Genomic DNA, 18,946 nt, shown 5'->3' on the forward strand with positions numbered 1-18,946 from the left:
TGATACTGTATCCTTTATCTTTTTGAAATCTTTAGGACTAGTAGGTTGTTAGTACCGATATTGCTCTAGTGCGGTAGGTAACGATGACTGAAGAACCTAATTTTAGAATGCTTTCTGAAAACGATATTGCCTCGATGTCTTTATTGGGGAAAGAATATAATCAGAAGCTGACCATACACATTATTGAAGGGTATTTGAAGGAGCTATTCTCGTTTAATAATTATCACTGTTTCGGTGTATTCCTAAATGGGAAGATGATTGGATTTGCGAGTGGGTGGATTACAATAAAGTTTAATTCAGGTAGGCAATTGGAATTAGACAATGTTATTGTTGATCCGTCTAACCAATCTCAAGATCTTGGGTCTAGTTTTCTTGCTTTTATAGAGGATTGGGCAAAAAAGAATAATTGTAAAGGTGTTGAACTAGACACTCTGACTCAAAGCTCAAGAGCTCACAAATTCCTGATCAATCTAGATTATTCTATTGTTGGCTTTCATTTTCAAAAGTTGATCTAAAATACCTTGAAGATTAGATTATTCTTCTGCTTGTTCCTGACAGGATATGAACTTCCAGATTTTAGCTTCTTTTTCGAAAGCGACCTGGTAATGAGATCCCTCGGCTGTGAAGTGAAATGCAAGTTGGTTTTCTGAAGAATCTTTAGGAATAAAGGAAGGTAGTAAGCTTTCGGCTATTGCCTGGATCTGCTGGTCTGAAAGTTTTTTCTTAGCCATAAAAGAAGGGGTGAGAAGAGTTGAATAATTAGCAAGTCAGAAATGCTTGTCGAAAAACATTTCTGACTTCTAAACCCTAGCTGCTATGTATAGCCAAGAATCTTCAAAACCTGTTTACTATTTTGTTCTTCACCAAAAACGTCAAAGTTGAAAGTTTCGTCCCTGTTCCTTCTAATTATCACGTGCTTAGGAGAAGGTAAGAGACAATGATGAATACCGCCATAACCGCTTAAAACCTCCTGGTATGCCCCTGTATGGAAGAAACCAAGGTATTGTACCTTACGCGTTTTCGGCATAAACACACTATTCATGTGCGCCTCCTGGTTGTAGTAATCCTGGCCGTCGCAAGTTATTCCACCAAGGTTAACTCGTTCATATTCCGAATCCCAGTTATTGATAGGCAATAGGATGTATTTCTGGTTCAAGGCCCAAACATCTGGCAGGTTTGTGATAAATGAACCATCCAGCATTAGCCATTTCTCACGGTCGTTTTGTTGCTTACGTCCTAATACTTTGTAAAGGATACCTGAAGCTTCCGCAACTGTGTACTTGCCGAATTCAGTAATGATATCTGGTTCCTCTACATCATGTTCCGCGCAAATCTCTTTAATCCGTTTCACAATCTCATTAACCATGTATTCATAATCAAAATCGAACACAAGGGAGTCTTTAAATGGCATACCGCCCCCGATATCCAACGTTGTAAGTTCTGGATTAACCTTCTTAAACTTACAATAAAGGGTAACGTACTTCTCTAATTCATTCCAGTAATACGGAGTGTCTGATATACCTGAATTAATAAAGAAGTGAAGCAGTTTAACCTGGAAGTTTGGATTGTGAGCTATCTTATTGTTGTAAAACTCGATGACATCCTCCATCCTGATCCCTAACCTCGAGGTGTAGAATTGGGAATCAGGCTGCTCTTCTGATGCGATCCGGATACCAAGATTACAAGGAAGGTCCAACTCATCATCATAGATATTGAATTCTTCCTTATTGTCCAGAACCGGAATGATATTCTTGAACCCATCATGGAACATATCTATGATGTACTGTTTGTACTGATACGTTTTAAACCCATTACAGATCACGGTAATGTCTTTGCTAACTATGCCTTTCTTTTCTAAAGTGTCAATTACAGGCATATCGAAGGCTGAAGAAGTTTCCAAATGAACATCATTTTTCAATGCTTCTTCTATGATATGTCTGAAGTGGGAACTTTTTGTACAATAGGTGTACATATAGGTGCCACGGTAATTATTGTTTACGATGGCTTTTTGAAACAACAGCTTAGCCTGTTGAATCTTCTTCGAAATAAGAGGAATATAAGTGAAGCGTAGGGGAGTACCGTACGTCTCAATCATCTCCATCAAATTCAAATCATGGAAGTATAATTCATCATCTATAACTTCAAAACCTTCCTGAGGGAAACCGACACTAAGGTCAAGGAACTCTTGGTAACTCTGCATGTGTTAAATCTACAATATTGCTGCAATGCGTTATACGATAATCTCGTATAAAGGCTGCAATTAAAACCTGCGAAAATAATAAAAATTGCCTTGTAATCTTAAAAATTACAAACCTTTTAAAAAAGGTATTAACAGTGTTTACAATATGGAAACTAAAAGTGTTCAGATTGCTTAGCAACTGCATAAAATACCTTTCAATGCATTCTAGGAACAAGGAAAATAGGAATAAAAAAAAGCGGCGCTACAAGGAGTATGCGCCGCTTTTTTTATTATCTCTAGTTCTGTTACCATCCCGGAGCGAATGCAAGTCCAAACACCGGCCCTTTGGTATCCTTACGTTGGAAGGGATATGCCAAGTATGGCTCTAGCACAAAGTAGCCGAATACATTCACCCTTAAAGAAACCCCCGCACTCATAGCTGGAATTCTTTCGTAAATTGTTGTTCCGGAGTTAATAGGTGATGGTTGTCCAGGAATAGGATTACCAATGATAGTACCTCCACCTCCAACTTGATTTGATTCCTTGGTTCCGATAGCCCTTGGGGTGCTCCTGAATGCCACTTTTGAATCCCTGTCGTACGCCAGGCCGATGTCGAAGAAGAAATTCAGATCGGAGAATAAAAACCTCGACTCTATGGCGGTTAGCTTTTTAGGGCCTGTAAATGGTATACGAGCTTCCAGATTACCTACAGCGATCTTTGATCCTACTAATTGATCTAACGTAAAGGCACTTCCACTACTTGATTCATTATTATAGAATGAGTTGGCCTCATAACCTCTAATTAAGTAAGGGTAGCCTATAAAAAGAGGATATAACCTGTCCTCATCCCTTCCCATCCTTGAATAACTGTATGCCCGTCCTGCAAAAGTTACTTTTTTCGTACGAATGTACTTTCTGAAATCAGCAGTTACAGAAGTTAATTTGTAATCGCCGAACATTGCATCTGCACCGAGGCGGTATCTGAATCCACTTAGTGGAGAGGTAATTCCGAACAAAGCATTATCGCCTACAAATGCAGCGTTCAATTGGTAGATCGAGAATGATTTGAAGTCGATGCCGTAGTAATTCTTTGCTTCATCTTTAGGCAATTTTGCCCGGTCTGACCGGTATGCCCGACCAATCGACCCAGTAGCTGTATCCGCATCGTAATAGGTGGCATATCTGTCAATTCTATAGCTATAACGAGCTACTCCAGTTCCGGCCTCAAATCTAAAAGTTCTGGAAAATGGATAGAAAGCAAAGACCTGAACCTGATCTTCAAAAGTCCTAAGGATGTCGTAACCATAAATAAATGAACCGTTAACATCCGGATTTGGGTTTCCTGCTGTTATGTACCCGACATTAAACCCTGAAAGGTACGGAATGTGCGAAACGGCTGTACCCCAGTTGATACGGCTTTTTTGATTAATATAGGCTACCTGGCCGCCAGCGTCGTAGATCTCACCATTGACGGAAGCCAGAGCGTAAATTTGATTCCTTCCCAAGATGTCGCTGAATACACCTTGTACTCCACTTGACATACCTGTACCGAACCGGCCTACCGATGCTCCAACTCCATTACTTGCGAGATAGTCGAGCTTAAATTGAGGTCTGTATTTAGTAGGATTGAGATTGTTAGGATCAATGGTTTCAAACCGCTCAAAATTCTCCAAATTAGCGTTGATGATATCAACACCTGAAGATCTTGTTGGAGGTAGAATTGCAGCATCGAAATTAAGTTCCTGTGGATTTACTACAACAGGTTTAAAGTCAGTTGCTTTCGCATTATAGATAGTATATTTCTGATACCTATAATAAGAATAAACAATGTCGTCGTTTAAAGAAACACTTAAAGCCGGTGAATATTCGGTAATACCGCTGATACCAGTGAAATAGTTGGTTAGCTGTTCTACCTGTCCGCCATTGATAGTATATCTATACATGTTTCTAAAGCCGTCCCTGTTTGAGAGGAAGTAGATCTGCTGACTGTTACCGGAGAATTGCGGATTTAAATTATTTGCACCAGCGAATACGTTGATGTTTGTAATTGCCTTAGTTGCAAGATCAATCAAGGCAAGGCTATAAGTAATATCTACTGATTTTGTAGCATTTTCAAAAGTAGTTCTGTCTGTAGAGAAAACTATTGTTTTACCATCAGGGGAAAATGCAGGTTGATAATCTGAGTATTTATCATTTGTTAATTGATTAAGCTGCTTAGTAGTCAGGTTAAAGACATAAATATCGCTTTGTCCGTCTTTTAGTCCGGTAAAAGCAATGCTGGATCCATCGGGAGACCAGCTTAAATTACTAAACTCGCCTACCTCTCCCATAGCATTTTCAGAAATAGTTTTACCTGATTTTACATCAATGACGAAGAGTTTGTTCCTACCCGAGCTAAATGCACTAAAGGCGAATCGCCTGCTATCGGGCGACCATGCGCCCGCGGATTCTATAAAACTAAATTCATCAATATGTGAATTATTGGCCCTGCTCGTGAGCCGTCGTATTATTTTCCCCGTTTGTGCATCCGCCAGATAAAGATCTATACTGAGAAGTTCTTTTTCAGAAAGGAAAGCAATGTATTTACCGTCGGGCGATATAGCAGGAGCAACGTTCATATCGCCAGCATTCTTATTGTTTATGATATTCCTGCCTACTGGTACCTGAGCAGTATCTTTCAACATCGGCTTATATTGGTTTTCAATAGCTGTTCTCCACAAACTGGATAAAGTTCTCTCGTCATAACCAAAAGTCCTTCTAATAGCCATTTCATATCCAAACCTTGCTGTAGCTTTAAATAGGGGCACAATAACTGTATCGCCATAAGTGGATCCTATATATGTCCAGAACGCCTGACCGTATCGGTATGGAAAATAGCGGCTATTTGTGGTCAGGTCACGAAGGGTTGGAATATCTCTATTTAAGTAGGCATCACGCATCCACATACCTGTAAAAGCATCAACTTTTCCAACCGATAGGTACTCGGCCATTCCTTCAACCATCCACAAAGGGAGGTTACCGATGTTTTCAAGATTAGTAGAGTCGTTTTCTATAAGCGTATGATATTGAAATGCGTGAACAAGCTCGTGTCCTAATACGTGTCTGGTTTGATGGTTTAGCATTTGGATCGGCATAACCACCCGGTTTTTCATTCCTTCCGTCACACCCCCTGTTCCAACACTTGCACCACCCTGAAGTACTGTTGTTGATTGGAAATCCGGGTGGTTCTCATACAGGATCACGGGATTTCTTTTAGCAAAAGTATCCCTGAATACCTGTTGATGAAGATCATACCACACCTCGCTTTCCTGCATAAAGCGATTTACCAGGCTATCATTACGCAGGTAATGGTATAGCTCGAAGTGTGGCGATTGCTTTACTTTAAACTTCAGGTTTTTATACCTGACCAAGTTTTGCCCGAAATACTGAGCACTTGCAGTGCCCGAGATTAAAATAAATAATGACAGGAAGATTGATTTAACTAACCAGCTTTTATAGCGAGAGGATGCTTTCTTCATTTTAGTTTCTAATTAAACAACTAGGGGCTTATGCAATTTTATCATACGATTATGAATAATACAGGAAAATTTTAATTGTTTGCCTCGTCTTCTCTTTTTTGTCGCCTCTGTTCCCTTCTAATTTCTCTTCTGCTTTTTGCCTCATCCTCAGTGCCTTGATTGCTTTGCAGGTTGTCGGCAGGGGCTTGTTGATCCGGTGTCGGACTAGTTGCAGGTTGCTGTTGATTTTGCTCTTGCTGATTGTCTTCTGTTACCGGAACTGCGGTGGTATCTACCATTAAAGAGTCTGTTAGAAGCGTATCAACTGCTGTTGTGTCAACGTAAGTGTCCGGAGTTGTACAATTATACTCTCTCGTGATCTCTACAGTTGGTTTCGGGAAAGGCCCGTAACTGTAGCCACTTGAAGGGTCGCGGTAAACTTTCTCCATAAACTTCCCAAAGATCGGAAGTGCGGTATGTGCTCCCTCACCACTTCCTGATGATCTAAAATGCACACTTCGTTCATCGCAGCCCACCCAAACTCCAGTTACAAGATCTTTGGTAATACCCATATACCAGCCATCTACGAAGTCGGAAGAGGTTCCGGTTTTACCACCTATTTGATTTCCTTTTTTCCATAGATCCCATTCCCAAAGAGAGCGGGATGTGCCGCCTGGCTCTTCCATACCACCACGGAACATATATAGCATTAGCCAGGAGATTTCTTCCGTAAGAACCTGTTCCTGTTCTGCCTTAAACTCTTCGATAACATTACCATCGTGATCCGTTATCTTATGCACCAGGATCGGTTCTGTTTTCTTTCCATGATTTAAAAATGTTCCATAAGCCCTAACCATCTCAAATACTGAAACATCATTAGAACCAAGGCTCACAGAAGGTACTGATTTCAATTCGCTCTCGATCCCGCACTTATGAGCATACTTTACCACGTTGTCCCAACCCACCTGCTCAGTGATCTGCGCCGTAATAGAATTTACAGATTTACCCATGGCGTGCCTTAACGTCATTTGTTGTCCCGAAAAGTAGTATTCAGAATTCTTCGGCTCCCAGAACTTATGCTGATTGTTCTCATCATAAGCAATTTTAACAGGCTTGTCTACAAACCTGTCGCAGGGGCTCATACCACTTTCAAGTGCAGCCAGATAGGCGAAAGGTTTGAAAGTAGATCCTGCCTGACGTTTCGATTGATCAACGTGATCAAATTTAAAGTGGTCGAAATCAATTCCACCTACCCAAACCTTGATATGGCCTGAAAAAGGGTCCATGGTCATCATGCCCGTATTCAGGATCTTTGAATAGTATTTGATAGAGTCGAGGGTTGAAAAAGTAACTTCCTGGTCACCTTTCCAACTGAAAACCTTCATTTTCTTTGGTCTGTTCAAATAGTAGTCAATCGAGTCGGGAGAATTGCTGTATTTAGTTTTCAGATAGGAGTAATAGGGAAGGCGTTGAGCCGCTTTCATCGGAAAATCTTCAATCTCTTTCCCATCAGAATCTCTCCAGGGATTTTGGTTCCCCCAGGCATTATTCAGCCTGGTTTGCAAAATTTTCATCTGATCTTCTACAGCTTCCTCCGCGTATTTCTGTAGTTTAGAATCGATGGTTGTGTATATTTTTAATCCTGATTCGTAAAGGTCGTAACCTTTGTCATCACACCACTTTTCCAAATAGCGAGCTACCGCTGTACGCAGGTAAGAATCCCCACGGGTGTCATCTTCCACTTTACCCAGAGTCAGGTTCAATCCCCGGTTGCTGTATTTTTTATACTCATCCTCAGTCAGGTAACCATATTTCTCCATCTGAGATAATACAATATTCCTTCTTTCAAGTGCTCTCTCAGGGTGATATTCAGGGTTATAAGTAGTGCTGGCTTTCAACATACCAACGAGTAGGGCAGACTGCTCGACACTAAGCTTATCAGTATCTTTATTAAAATACTTCTTAGCAGCAGTTTTCAGACCAAAGGTATTACTACCAAAAGGAACGGTGTTGAAATACATCGTCAGGATCTCTTCCTTGGTATAATGCCCTTCCAATTTAAAAGCAGTTATCCATTCCTTTAACTTAAAAACAATAGTTCTTACTACCGGGATCTTTTTAACGAATCCCTGCTGTTTGTTATTCCGGGTGCGATAAAGGTTTTTGGCAAGTTGTTGGGTAATTGTACTTGCGCCTCGTTTATCCCCTGACGCGGTTGAAACTATACTTGAAAATAGCGAACGGATGTCAATACCCGAATGGTTGAAGAAACGTACGTCCTCAGTAGCAACAAGCGCGTTAATAGTTTGCTGAGTAAGCTGGTTAAACTCAATAGGAGTCCTGTTTTCCTTATAGTACCTGCCAATTAGTTTTTTGTCAGCAGTGTATACCTCAGATGCAATACGCATGTTAGGCGTCTTTATATCATGAAGGGTAGGTGAATAGCCAAAAAGCCATAAGAAATTTAGTTCTATAGCACAGAATGACAATATGATAAAGTATACAAGAACTAGAAGGTACCTCAGGGGTTTGTTACGAATTTCTCTGAACATAAAACTTACTTAATGCACATATGCACTTCCCGAATAATCAGTAATATTAAATCTGGCAAGTGGAATAAGCCTGTTTTTTAACGTTTTTTAACTAAAATAAATCAAACTTGTCTGCATCCTTTAAAAACGGGAACGCTCTTCTTGTTTTTATCAACTCGTCTTTGGAGATAGAAAATGTGTACAAATCTTCGTCATTAGGTTTATAGTATACCGTTTTGCCGTTTGGATCAATACACATTGAATCACCTGAATGGTAGATTTCATTTCCATCATGCCCCACTCTGTTAACTCCTACAACATATGCCTGGTTTTCAACGGCACGTGCCGGGATCAGGGTGCGCCAATGTAAAGAACGTTTCTCCGGCCAGTTTGCAACAATCAACAACAGATCGTAATCAATATTGTTGTTCCTCAACCAAACAGGAAAGCGCAAATCGTAACAAATAACCGGACAAATTTTCCAATCGTTCAATTCAACGATTAATTTGTCCTTGCCAGAGCGGTAAACAGAATCTTCTTTGCCTAAACCAAAAAGATGTCGTTTATCATACTTTTCGTACGTTCCGTCAGGGCGCATCCATATCAGGCGGTTGTAATACTGATCATTTTCCCGGATAATAAGACTTCCAGTAACTACAGCTTCAAACTTCTTTGCCTGAACCTTCATCCACTCCATGGTTTTACCTCCCATTTCTTCAGCAAGACCTGGGGCATTCATAGTAAAACCTGTACTAAACATTTCAGGAAGTATAATGAGATCGGTCTTCTCTCTGATTGAAGATAGTTTCAGACCCAAATTCTGGAGATTTTTATCAATGTTTTCCCAGAAGATGTAAGCCTGGAAGGTGGTGATCTTTAAAACACTCATTGATTAGCTAAATTTATACTAATTTAAACTTTAGTTAATAGATTGACGGCCTTTTCTAAAGTTTCTTCTTTTTTTGCGAAACAAAAGCGAATAACGCCATAGTCGGTGCCTTTATTATAAAATGCCGAATTGGGAATTGCTGCTACACCAAACTCTGAGGTTAGTCTTTTAACAAATTCCGTATCTTTTTCCTCTGTTATATGTCTTATTTCCGCATTTTGAAAGTAAGAACCGTAGCAAGGTAGAAGCTTAAAACGGGTTTCACTCATCATTGACCTGAAATAGTCCCTTTTCGTTTGGAAAAAATTGCATAATTCTTTGTAATACCCCTTGTCTGATAAAAAGTCCGCAATAGCATACTGCATGGGAGTATTAACGCTGAAAACTAGAAACTGATGTACTTTCTTAAATTCATTCATCAATTCTTCCGGAGCCAGGCAGTATCCGATCTTCCAACCCGTTGTATGGAACAGCTTTCCAAATGAGGATGTAATAAAACTGCGTTCACTCAATTCAGGGAAACGAGCCATGCTTAAATGCTCCTTTCCATCATAGATAAGGTGCTCGTAGACTTCATCACTAAGTATGAGTATGTCTGTACCCCTGGTAATAGCTATGAGTTGCTTGATGTCTTCGTCGTCCAATATTACACCTGTAGGGTTCTGGGGAGAATTCAGGATAATCATTTTTGTTCGGGAAGAGATAAGTTTCCTTACCATCTGCCAATCTATTTTATAATCGGGCGGACATAGTTCAAAAGGCTTAACCAATCCCCCGAAAAGTTTTACGGTAGGAGCATAAGAATCATAGGCAGGTTCAAATACAATCACTTCGTCGCCAGGCTGAACGGTAGCGGCAATAGCCGTAAAAATAGCCTGAGTTCCTCCAGCAGTAATGGTTATTTCAGTTTCCGGGTTGTAAAATGAGCCATACAGGTCCTGAACCTTTTCCGAGATGCGCTCCCTTAGTAAGGGAACCCCCGCCATTGGAGCGTACTGGTTCTTACCCTGCTCCATGTATTTGTTTACCAATGTGGTTAATTCCGCAGGAGCATCATAATCAGGGAAACCCTGGGAAAGGTTAATTGCATTATGGTCTGCGGCCAGCTTAGACATTACGCTGAATATCGTAGTTGCTGTTTTAGGTAGCTTTGACTTAAAATGAATCATCGCGGCTAAATTATAAATAAACTTTGGTTGGAGGAGAGGGGAATGGGGAATGATAGGATGAGTGAAGGATAGAATTAGGGAAGGATAGAGTGAGGGAATGATAGAATGAAGGAATGATAGAGTGGGTGAAGGATAGAATGAGTAGGATAGAATGATTGAATGATAGAATGAGTGAATGATAGAATGAGTGAATGATAGAATGAGGGAATGATAGAATAATGTAAGGATTGATTGGAGGATAGTGATCTGAGAATGTATTTTAATAAATTAGCAACATGAATTGGAATCGCTTTACCTATTTAATAGCACTTGTTTTTTTTCTGGCGGCGTGTAAATCAAAGAATAAAGAAGTACCTACTGTTGGCTTTGTGGATGCGTTTGAAGATGCAACTATTGAACAGGCAAAAGAAGGTTTTGTAGATGCACTAAAGAAAGAAGGGTATAGCGAGGAGAATAATACGGTTAAAGTTTTTTATAAAAATGCGCAGGGAGACATTCCAGCCTTGACCCAAATCGTCAACTACTATCTATCCGAAAAAGTGGACCTGCTAGCTACAAGCACCACCTTATCTACCTTAACGGCACTTCAACGAACAAAGTCTATCCCTGTTTTTATGATGGTTTCGCCCGTGCCTGCACGGATGAAGGTATTAAATGCATCGGGTAAGACTCCGGCCAATCTTTACGGAGTTGCAGAGGATCTAGCGTATATAGATACCTCTTTTACCCTTATTCCAAAAATGTTAAGGCCAAGGGGAGCGAAACTAATTGTCGGAATGATCTACAATCAGGCGGAACCCCAATCAGCAGACGCTCTTGAGCGTATAAAGTCGGTAGCTCTTCGGTATAATGTTCAGGTAGAAGCATTACCTCTTAATAGCTCGGCAGAGGCCCAGATCGTTACCCAGTCCCTTTTAAATAAAAATATTGATGCCTTTTTTGCTAATCCGGATAATACAGTATTTGCTGCTTTCGAGACTATTTTGAAAAACTGTGATAAAAAAAATGTGCCCGTGTTTACTAGTGAAGCCGGACTTGTAAAAAGGGGGGCTGTAGCAGCTTTTGGCGCCGATATTTATCAATGGGGATATCAAGCTGGAGTGCAGGCCGCTAAGTACCTGAAGTCGGGTAAAACAGAGGGACTAAACTGGGAGATGGTTAGGGTCCGTAAAAGAGTTTATAATCCTGGGGCTGCGAAGAAGTATCAAATTTCCATCCCTGCAAATTTCGAAGCAGTTAAGTAATGGACTTCTACTTAACCGCCATTTTACAAGGCCTATGTTTCTCTGGGATAGCTTTAGGGATTTACATTTCCATGAAAATATTTAATATCCCGGATATTACTACAGACGGTAGTTATACCTTGGGAGGGGCAGTAACCGCAATACTATTGTCGTCGGGTTATTCCGCTCCTATTATATTGCCTCTAACCATGCTTGCTGGAGCTACCGCCGGCGCCTGTACAGGCCTCATCCATACAAAGCTTAAAATAAACCCGTTGCTTTCTGGTATTCTGGTAATGACAGCCCTTTATTCTATTAATTTAAGTTTCATGGGCAGGTCGAATATTCCGTTGCTAAACTTTTTAAACCTTTATAACCTGGTCAGCATTTTTGACGACTTCAATTTGAATACGCTTATTGTTCTTCTGCTTTTTGTGGCAGTACTAACGGGCTTGATCATATATATCCTAAGTACGGATTTCGGGATCACCATGCGAGCTACGGGTAATAGCGAAACTATGATCCGTTCCCTCGGAGTGAGTACCGACAGGATGAAGATCATCGGTCTTGCTCTGGCAAATGCTTTAACAGCTACCAGCGGCTATCTGCTAGCCCAGTTTCAGGGTTTTGCAGACATAAACATGGGAATTGGAATTGTAATAGCTGGCCTGGGTTCGGTAATTATTGCAGAAACCTTTATCAATTGGTTTAATATCACCTCGGTAAGTGCCAGTTTACTTTTAGTGATTATTGGTGCCATACTGTTTCAGGCTGTGCTGGCAGTCACCTTAAGTTTGGGAGTCGATGCAAGTATGCTTAAGTTAATTACTGCAGTTTTTGTACTACTCATTGTAAGCGTACCTCAATTACTATTTAAGAAGGCCTTATGATCAGGATATCATCTTTAAACAAAACCTTTAACCAAGGTAGACTTAATGAGGTGCGAAGCCTTCAAAATCTTAACCTTTTAGTGGAAGAAAATGATTTTGTAGTGATTGTAGGTGCAAACGGCTCAGGTAAGTCAACCCTCTTAAATTGTATTGCCGGTAGCATATTGCCTACCTCGGGCTCAATAATCATGGACGGAACAGATGTAACTAAATATGCCGATTATAAAAGAAGTAAATGGATAGCAAGAGTTTTCCAAAACCCATTAAGCGGTACAGCTCCCGATCTGAGTATCCTTGAAAATTTTCGCCTTGCTTCGCTCCGAACGGGATCCAAAAGCCTCACGATAGGAATTAATGAAGAATTCAGGGGCCGGGTTAAAGAAAAAGTAGCTATGTTGGGAATGGGCCTTGAGGCTAAACTAGACCAGGCTATCGGAACTCTTTCAGGGGGACAGCGACAGGCATTAACCTTGTTAATGGCAACGATGGACGACCTCAAAATTCTCTTACTTGACGAACCTACCGCTGCTCTTGATCCGCGATCGGCAGAGTTGGTAATGAAAACAGCAGATAGAATTATAAAGGACTATCGGTTGACTGCTTTAATGGTAACTCATAATATAAAAGATGCTTACACGTATGGAAATCGTGTGATACAAATGACTGAAGGTAGAGTATTAAGAGATATTAAACAGGAAGAAAAGAAAGCCCTCGAAATGCCAAGCATATATGAGTGGTTTGGATAAGCCGTTCGGGTAGAATTGAGACAGAGAAATAAAAAAAGCTTCCATGAAAATGGAAGCCTTCGTAATTATTTGTTATAACAGGATTAACGTCTTCCACCACCCATCATTGCAATTAGCTGGGCGAAAGTTATTTCTTCATAATCTTTTGTAGCCGAGAACGTACCAGCGGGAACTTTACCTTCTTTAATTTCTTTTACAGTTGCTTTAACACCCATTCCGCTTTGAAAACTTTGAAACTCTAAAGGGAATCCTAATGTCTTGTCGAAAAATTGAGTAAGTGAATTAGCGCTTACATCTACATCTTTAGTGAACCAACTATCAAAGCTTTTGCCGCTTTTTTTCTCGCTAATCGTATATTTCTGAGCGGTGAACCCATTAACGGTTTTAGTTTCGTTTGCTGGAGTTACCTTAAATTCAGGACCAAATTCCTTCATTTGCTCAACATCATCGGGCGTAAGTATCACTGAGTACTTTTTATTTCTCATCGGTACATCGATAAGCAGACGCTGATACTCAGTCTTTGGATTCAAAATAGTGTTGGTGTTCGAGAATGACGATTTCGATACAGTTGCTGTTGAATCTCCTTTAAAGTATACTGTTAGTTCTGTAGGAAACATAGCAGCCATTTGTTGCATTTGAGGAGCCGGCTGCCATTCTACTTTATAAGTTATTGTGCCTTCTGAGAATTTTTTCTGTGCAAAGGATGCTGTTGAAATCAAACCGATTACAGCTCCGAGAATAAGTTTCTTCATAATGAATTTATCACTTAGATTAATTTTTTCTTAAATGTAACGCGTTTTTTCAAAAAAAAATTACTTTAGTTTTCCAAACCTTTAATATGCCTTCAAACCTATCATTTAAAACTTGTCTGTTTGTGCTGATAGTATTTAAAATTCAAGCACAGGACGTCATCTCAGGGGCCAGAATTAATTCTTTAGGAAACACTGGCGTTGCTTTACAGGATGCCTGGAGTATGCAGACAAACCAGGCAGGAATCGCTGCGCTTACGAGTCCTATACTAGCTATTAGTTACCAGAATAACTTTTTGGAGACAGACATCGCAACTCAGGGTGCAATATTTATTTGTCCTTTTAAAAATAATGCTGTAGGTCTCGGTCTGCAGAATTATGGAATATCTGCTTATTCTGAACAAAAAATTAGTCTTGCTTATGCTAAACGTTTCGGAAAGACAGTCTTTGCCGCATTATCCCTCAATGCACATCAAGTAAAGATAGTTCAATATGGCGCGGCAAAAACATATTCTTTTGAAGCAGGTATTCAATTCAGGCCATCTCCTAAAATACTAATTGGATCCCATATTTCTAATCCTGCAAGGAACGGCTATAATAGCGAAGTTGATGCACGAATACCGACGGTTCTTGAAATAGGAGCAGCCTACGAGATTTCCGATAGGGTAATTTTTAATAGCGGATTTGTGAAAGATTTGGAATGGTTAACTGATGCAAGGTTTGGACTTGAGTACAACGCTCTTCAATGTTTGTCATTCAGGGGAGGTGTTAGTCTTAATCCTTTCAGACAATTCGCGGGACTTGGGTGCAAGTGGCAGAAGCTACATCTGGATGGTGGAGCATCTTCTCATCCAACTTTAGGTTATTCACCCCAGGTATCTATGTCTTATGAGTTTTAAAGGTCTATTACTCCTGGGTCTCCTTGTAGTACCGTTTCGCCGGGCAGTAGCTCAAACAGACCAGGATCCCATCATTGAAACGATCATAGAATCTGTAATGGAAACTGTCGGAAATGATTTCGATTTTTCCGATTTAATAGAAAAACTAAATTTCTATAAAAAACACCCATTGGATATTAATAAGGCTAATGAAGAAAGCCTTCTTGAACTGGTGTTCCTCTCACCGCTGCAAGTGAATCAGATTATAGAATACAGAAAGGAAAACGGTGATTTTCTTGAGTTGTATGAGCTACAGGCCGTGGATGGCCTTGATTTAGAGACTATACGCAGGTTGCTACCTTTTATTACGATTAAAAATGTTGGGACTTTACGTGGTGTATCACCACAAAATCTTTTGCATCAAGGACGGCATGAGATTATTGTTTTGGTTGGACAAGTAATTGAAACGCAGGCGGGTTTTCAAATTAAAGATGAATCAAAATCTCATTATCTGGGTTCTCCCCAGCGTATCCTAACGCGGTATCGATACCATTATGGCAATGGTTTATCTGCGGCTTTAACAATGGAAAAAGATGCAGGAGAACGTTTCTCTTCCAAAAGCTCTGTCCCGGGTTTTGATTTTTATTCACTCAACCTTTTTTACAAGGGAATTAATATTGTTAGAAAAATTGCCATAGGTGATTATTCTTTGCAGTTCGGGCAGGGTTTGTCTTTATGGTCAGGCCTAAGCTTTGGCAAGGGCGTTGCCGTTTCCACTATTCCTAAGGCCGAAACGGGACTTAAACCATATAGTTCGACAAATGAAGCTCTTTTCTTCAGGGGCCTTGCAGCAACTATACAGGTGAAAAAAATAGAAATTACCCCATTTATTTCTTCTAGAAAGCTCGACGGGAGTCTTAATCAGGACGACCAGAGCGGTGAAGCGGCAATAGGGGCACTGAATGAAAGTGGGTTACATAGGACCCGTGTTGAAATTGATAATAAAAGCCAAATTAGGCAGACTGTGTACGGTATTAATACACAGTACAACTTGAACACCTTGAGGCTAGGCTTTAATTCTTATTGCACAAATTTTAGTAAATCATTTGAGATTAATAGCCAGGTGTATAGCAGTAAGGAGTTTGCGGGTAAGCAACTAAGTAATTTAGGTTTGTATTATACCTATGGCTGGCGCAACTTGTATTTATTCGGCGAAGGAGCACACAGCTTGAGTTCCGGCTTTGCTGTTATAAATGGTGCTGTTATAAGCATGAGTCCTAAATTAGCAACAGTGTTTTTACATAGGAGCTACCAGGCCGATTTCCATTCGTTCTTCAACCAGGGGATATCGGAGGCATCCAAAGCAGTGAATGAAAAAGCATTCTATTCTGGTTTAGTTTTTACTCCAAACCGTAAGTACGAACTCTCTTCATACGTTGATTTTTTTCGCTTCCCATGGTTAAGATTTCGGGCAGATGCTCCTTCCCAGGGCTATGAACTTCTTTCACAGTTTAGCTATACTCCCAATAAGAAGTTGAAAGCGCTAATTCGGTATAAGTTCGAGCGGAAGCAGGAGAACGACAATCTGGAGAATACAATGAATTTCCTTGAAGAAGTGCTGCGCCAGAATTATCGCATGGAGTTTAGCTATAAATTGAATGCCTCCTGCCAGTCGAGAAGCAGAGCCGAGGTTACAAGCTTTAAAAAAGGAGGAGCTAATAAGGAATTTGGATTTCTTCTTTACCAGGATATGATCTTTAATCCGATGCGCTCTAAGGTAACAGGAAACTTCCGGGTGGCACTGTTCGATACCCAAAGTTTTAATTCAAGGATCTACGCTTATGAGAATGATGTTTTGTATGGTTTTTCTGCCCCAGCTTATCAAAATCAAGGTCTTCGTTTTTACACAAACGTAAGATACAGGTTATTAAAGGAAATGGACGTTTGGTTTAGATATTCAATCACTAGTTATTCTAATATAGATGAAGTGGGTTCGGGACTTGACAAAATATCTGGGAATAAAAAATCAGATTTCAAAGTACAATTAAGACTTCAGTTTTGAAAGGTATAGTTTATAAAGGCGAGCTTGTCTTTGTTCGAATATTGGTTCCGGTGATGTTGGCCATTATTATTGGATTAATTTTCCCACAACCGGGGCTGTTAATTATAGCATCTCTAATTGCTCTGCTTTCTTTCGTATGCCTAATTATTCTTTGGCTTATGTACAACAGGCTGCAACTCTATATGAATAAATGGATGGCCGGTTGTATTCTTCACCTATTTCTTTTTTTTCTAAGTCTTTCTATTACCTTGTCTAAAATAGACGCCATTCAGCCCACTTATTTTGGAAAAGTTCAGGCACAAGGATTTTTAATAAGGGTGGCGTCTGAACCGAGATATTCAAAGGGTCTATTTAGATTTGAGGCGCAGGTGCTTAGGGCATTCGTGGGAAAGGGGTTTAAACCTGTAAGAGGGAAACTTCAAGTTGCTGTTAAAGCAAATGAAAAGAGCACAATAAGGTACGGAGACGAGCTTTTAATTCCTGTAAAGTTATCTGAAATAGAGCCGCCGTATAATCCATTCGAATTCGACTACAAGAAATATCTTTCTCATCAGGGAATAGAGAAGCAAGCTTTCCTTAATGCCAATCAATTTAAAATTGTCGGAAGGCAGAAAGGTAATCCTTTGATTTCTTACAGCTTAAAGGTTCGAAAACAGCTTGTTGCCGGATTTTCTGAATACATAAAAGATAAGCAAGCAGCAGCCTTAGCCTCTACTCTAATCTTAGGATATAAAGCAGAGTTAAGTTCTGAGATAATAACTGCATATTCTAAGACAGGGACTATGCATGTTTTATCAGTTTCGGGCATGCATGTGTTACTGGTGTTTTCCATATTCACGTTCTTGCTATCATTCCTCGATAGAAATGTTTGGCTACGCGTATTTAAAGTTACCTTAATCATAGCACTTATTTGGTTCTATGCTATGTTAACCGGGTTCTCGTCGGCTGTATGCAGGGCTGCGGTGATGTGCACAATTTATGTAATTGGTAAAACCTTTAATAAGAGAACCAATTCTTACAATACACTTGCTGCCTCTGCCTTTTTGCTGCTCATTTATAATCCTTTTTTTCTTCTAGATGCAGGGTTTCAATTATCTTACCTCGCGGTTGCTGGCCTGATCTACCTGTATCCTAAAGTGAAGCATCTCTTCTTCTTTAAGAATAGGATTTTCGACACTATCTGGAGTTGGACCGCTGTTTCTGTCGCTGCTCAACTTGCTACTCTGCCTCTCAGTCTGTATTACTTTCATCAATTTCCCGTGTATTTCCTTCTTAGTAACCTTTTTATCATCCTACCAGTTCAGTTAATCATGTATGCAGGTATTGGATTCTTGGCATTATTTTCTTTCAGCCAAGTCATCCCTCAGGATTTTTTGGAAGCTATAGGAGAAGTATTAAACAGTTGTATTCAATGGACAAATGATGGATTGATCACTATTCAGAACCTTTCATTCTCTAGCCTGAACTTCTACCCCTATGGTGCGTTTTACTATTTGTTTTTCTTTGCCGCCGCTTTATTACTGCTTATTTCAATTCAAATTAGAAAGAAGAAAATTCTGTTCTTATCCTTATCTCTCCTAATATTGATCGTTTCTTATACCTCTTACGAACAGATTAAACGAAGTGGAGAGGAGCAAGTTATAATCTACAGTTTGCGAAAGAACCGTGCTATTGCTTTTTTTTCTAAAGGTCAGTGCTGTTTATATACAGATCTTCAACCCAACGACAAGACCTTTGCTTTCTCTATTCAGCCTTCTGTCAGTGCTTTTGCTTCCAGGATAAATGTGGTCAATTCTTCTTCGCACGCTAATGTCGACAGTGCATATAATCATTTTCTAGTTCTTGGTGGTTGGCGATTAATGATCTGGGATAGGTTTTGGAAGAAAAAGGACTTTAGAAAGCGGGTGAAGGTTAACGCTGTTTTAATAACTGATAATCCCTGGATCAAATTACAAAAATTGAATGAAGATGTAGAGTTTTCATTAGTATTGATCGATGCAACAAACAAGGAATACCGGATAAATCAATGGGTGCAACAGGCACGTGAACTGGGGATAAAGTATTATGTCTTAAAGCAGAATCCTGCGTTTAGGATTGTTCTAAAGTCCTGATCGTTTTCATTAGAATCCTCCC

14 protein-coding genes are annotated in these 18,946 nt (G+C 40.0%); 7 read left to right on the forward strand and 7 right to left on the reverse strand.

What is annotated here, in order from left to right:
- Positions 1-83 precede the first annotated feature (83 nt).
- The gene (locus J4N25_RS19010; protein WP_207423376.1) at positions 84-515 is read left to right on the forward strand and encodes a GNAT family N-acetyltransferase; all 432 of its coding nucleotides are present in this window, start codon (positions 84-86) and stop codon (positions 513-515) included.
- 18 nt (positions 516-533) lie between these two features.
- Here the strand turns inward: J4N25_RS19010 and J4N25_RS19015 are convergent, their stop codons facing one another.
- The 6 genes from J4N25_RS19015 to J4N25_RS19040 all read right to left on the reverse strand — a co-directional run bounded on the left by J4N25_RS19015 (position 534) and on the right by J4N25_RS19040 (position 10,265).
- Positions 534-731 (reverse strand): hypothetical protein, encoded by a 198-nt coding sequence (locus J4N25_RS19015; RefSeq protein ID WP_207423377.1) that lies wholly within the window; start codon positions 729-731, stop codon positions 534-536.
- Positions 732-814: 83 nt separating this feature from the next.
- Positions 815-2,200, reverse strand: a complete 1,386-nt coding sequence (locus tag J4N25_RS19020) for an arginine decarboxylase (RefSeq protein WP_207423378.1) — start codon at positions 2,198-2,200, stop codon at positions 815-817.
- 284 nt (positions 2,201-2,484) lie between these two features.
- Positions 2,485-5,697, reverse strand: coding sequence for a DPP IV N-terminal domain-containing protein (locus J4N25_RS19025; RefSeq protein ID WP_207423379.1), 3,213 nt, complete (start codon positions 5,695-5,697; stop codon positions 2,485-2,487).
- 71 nt (positions 5,698-5,768) lie between these two features.
- Positions 5,769-8,228 carry a penicillin-binding protein 1A gene (locus J4N25_RS19030; protein WP_207423380.1) on the reverse strand — a complete coding sequence of 820 codons (2,460 nt, stop codon included), beginning with the start codon at positions 8,226-8,228 and terminating at the stop codon, positions 5,769-5,771.
- Positions 8,229-8,319: 91 nt separating this feature from the next.
- Complete coding sequence (locus J4N25_RS19035) at positions 8,320-9,096, reverse strand: amidohydrolase (protein ID WP_207423381.1); 777 nt, start codon at positions 9,094-9,096, stop codon at positions 8,320-8,322.
- A 23-nt stretch (positions 9,097-9,119) separates the two neighbouring features.
- On the reverse strand, positions 9,120-10,265 hold the full coding sequence (locus J4N25_RS19040) for a methionine aminotransferase (RefSeq protein WP_207423382.1): 1,146 nt from the start codon (positions 10,263-10,265) through the stop codon (positions 9,120-9,122).
- A gap of 275 nt (positions 10,266-10,540) precedes the next feature.
- Here J4N25_RS19040 and J4N25_RS19045 point away from each other — a divergent pair, with 275 nt between their 5' ends.
- The 3 genes from J4N25_RS19045 to J4N25_RS19055 all read left to right on the forward strand — a co-directional run bounded on the left by J4N25_RS19045 (position 10,541) and on the right by J4N25_RS19055 (position 13,124).
- Complete coding sequence (locus tag J4N25_RS19045) at positions 10,541-11,509, forward strand: ABC transporter substrate-binding protein (protein ID WP_207423383.1); 969 nt, start codon at positions 10,541-10,543, stop codon at positions 11,507-11,509.
- Between the two features lie 71 nt (positions 11,510-11,580).
- A complete protein-coding gene (locus J4N25_RS19050) occupies positions 11,581-12,378 on the forward strand; it encodes an ABC transporter permease (RefSeq protein WP_242695948.1) in 798 nt (265 codons plus the stop codon).
- Positions 12,375-13,124: an ABC transporter ATP-binding protein gene (locus tag J4N25_RS19055; protein ID WP_207423385.1), complete on the forward strand. Its 750-nt coding sequence runs from the start codon at positions 12,375-12,377 to the stop codon at positions 13,122-13,124. The genes J4N25_RS19050 and J4N25_RS19055 overlap by 4 nt, the downstream gene beginning before the upstream one ends.
- A gap of 83 nt (positions 13,125-13,207) precedes the next feature.
- Here the strand turns inward: J4N25_RS19055 and J4N25_RS19060 are convergent, their stop codons facing one another.
- The gene (locus tag J4N25_RS19060; protein WP_207423386.1) at positions 13,208-13,876 is read right to left on the reverse strand and encodes a hypothetical protein; all 669 of its coding nucleotides are present in this window, start codon (positions 13,874-13,876) and stop codon (positions 13,208-13,210) included.
- An 86-nt stretch (positions 13,877-13,962) separates the two neighbouring features.
- Between J4N25_RS19060 and J4N25_RS19065 the strand changes: the two genes are divergently transcribed.
- The 3 genes from J4N25_RS19065 to J4N25_RS19075 are packed head-to-tail and all read left to right on the forward strand — an operon-like array spanning position 13,963 to position 18,924.
- Entirely contained in the window at positions 13,963-14,772 is an 810-nt protein-coding gene (locus tag J4N25_RS19065; protein WP_207423387.1) for a PorV/PorQ family protein, read from the forward strand.
- A complete protein-coding gene (locus tag J4N25_RS19070; RefSeq protein ID WP_207423388.1) occupies positions 14,762-16,813 on the forward strand; it encodes a ComEA family DNA-binding protein in 2,052 nt (683 codons plus the stop codon). The genes J4N25_RS19065 and J4N25_RS19070 overlap by 11 nt, the downstream gene beginning before the upstream one ends.
- Complete coding sequence (locus J4N25_RS19075; RefSeq protein ID WP_207423389.1) at positions 16,810-18,924, forward strand: ComEC/Rec2 family competence protein; 2,115 nt, start codon at positions 16,810-16,812, stop codon at positions 18,922-18,924. Before J4N25_RS19070 ends, J4N25_RS19075 begins: the two co-directional genes overlap by 4 nt.
- Positions 18,925-18,946 lie beyond the last annotated feature (22 nt).

Source organism: Desertivirga brevis (assembly GCF_017355835.1).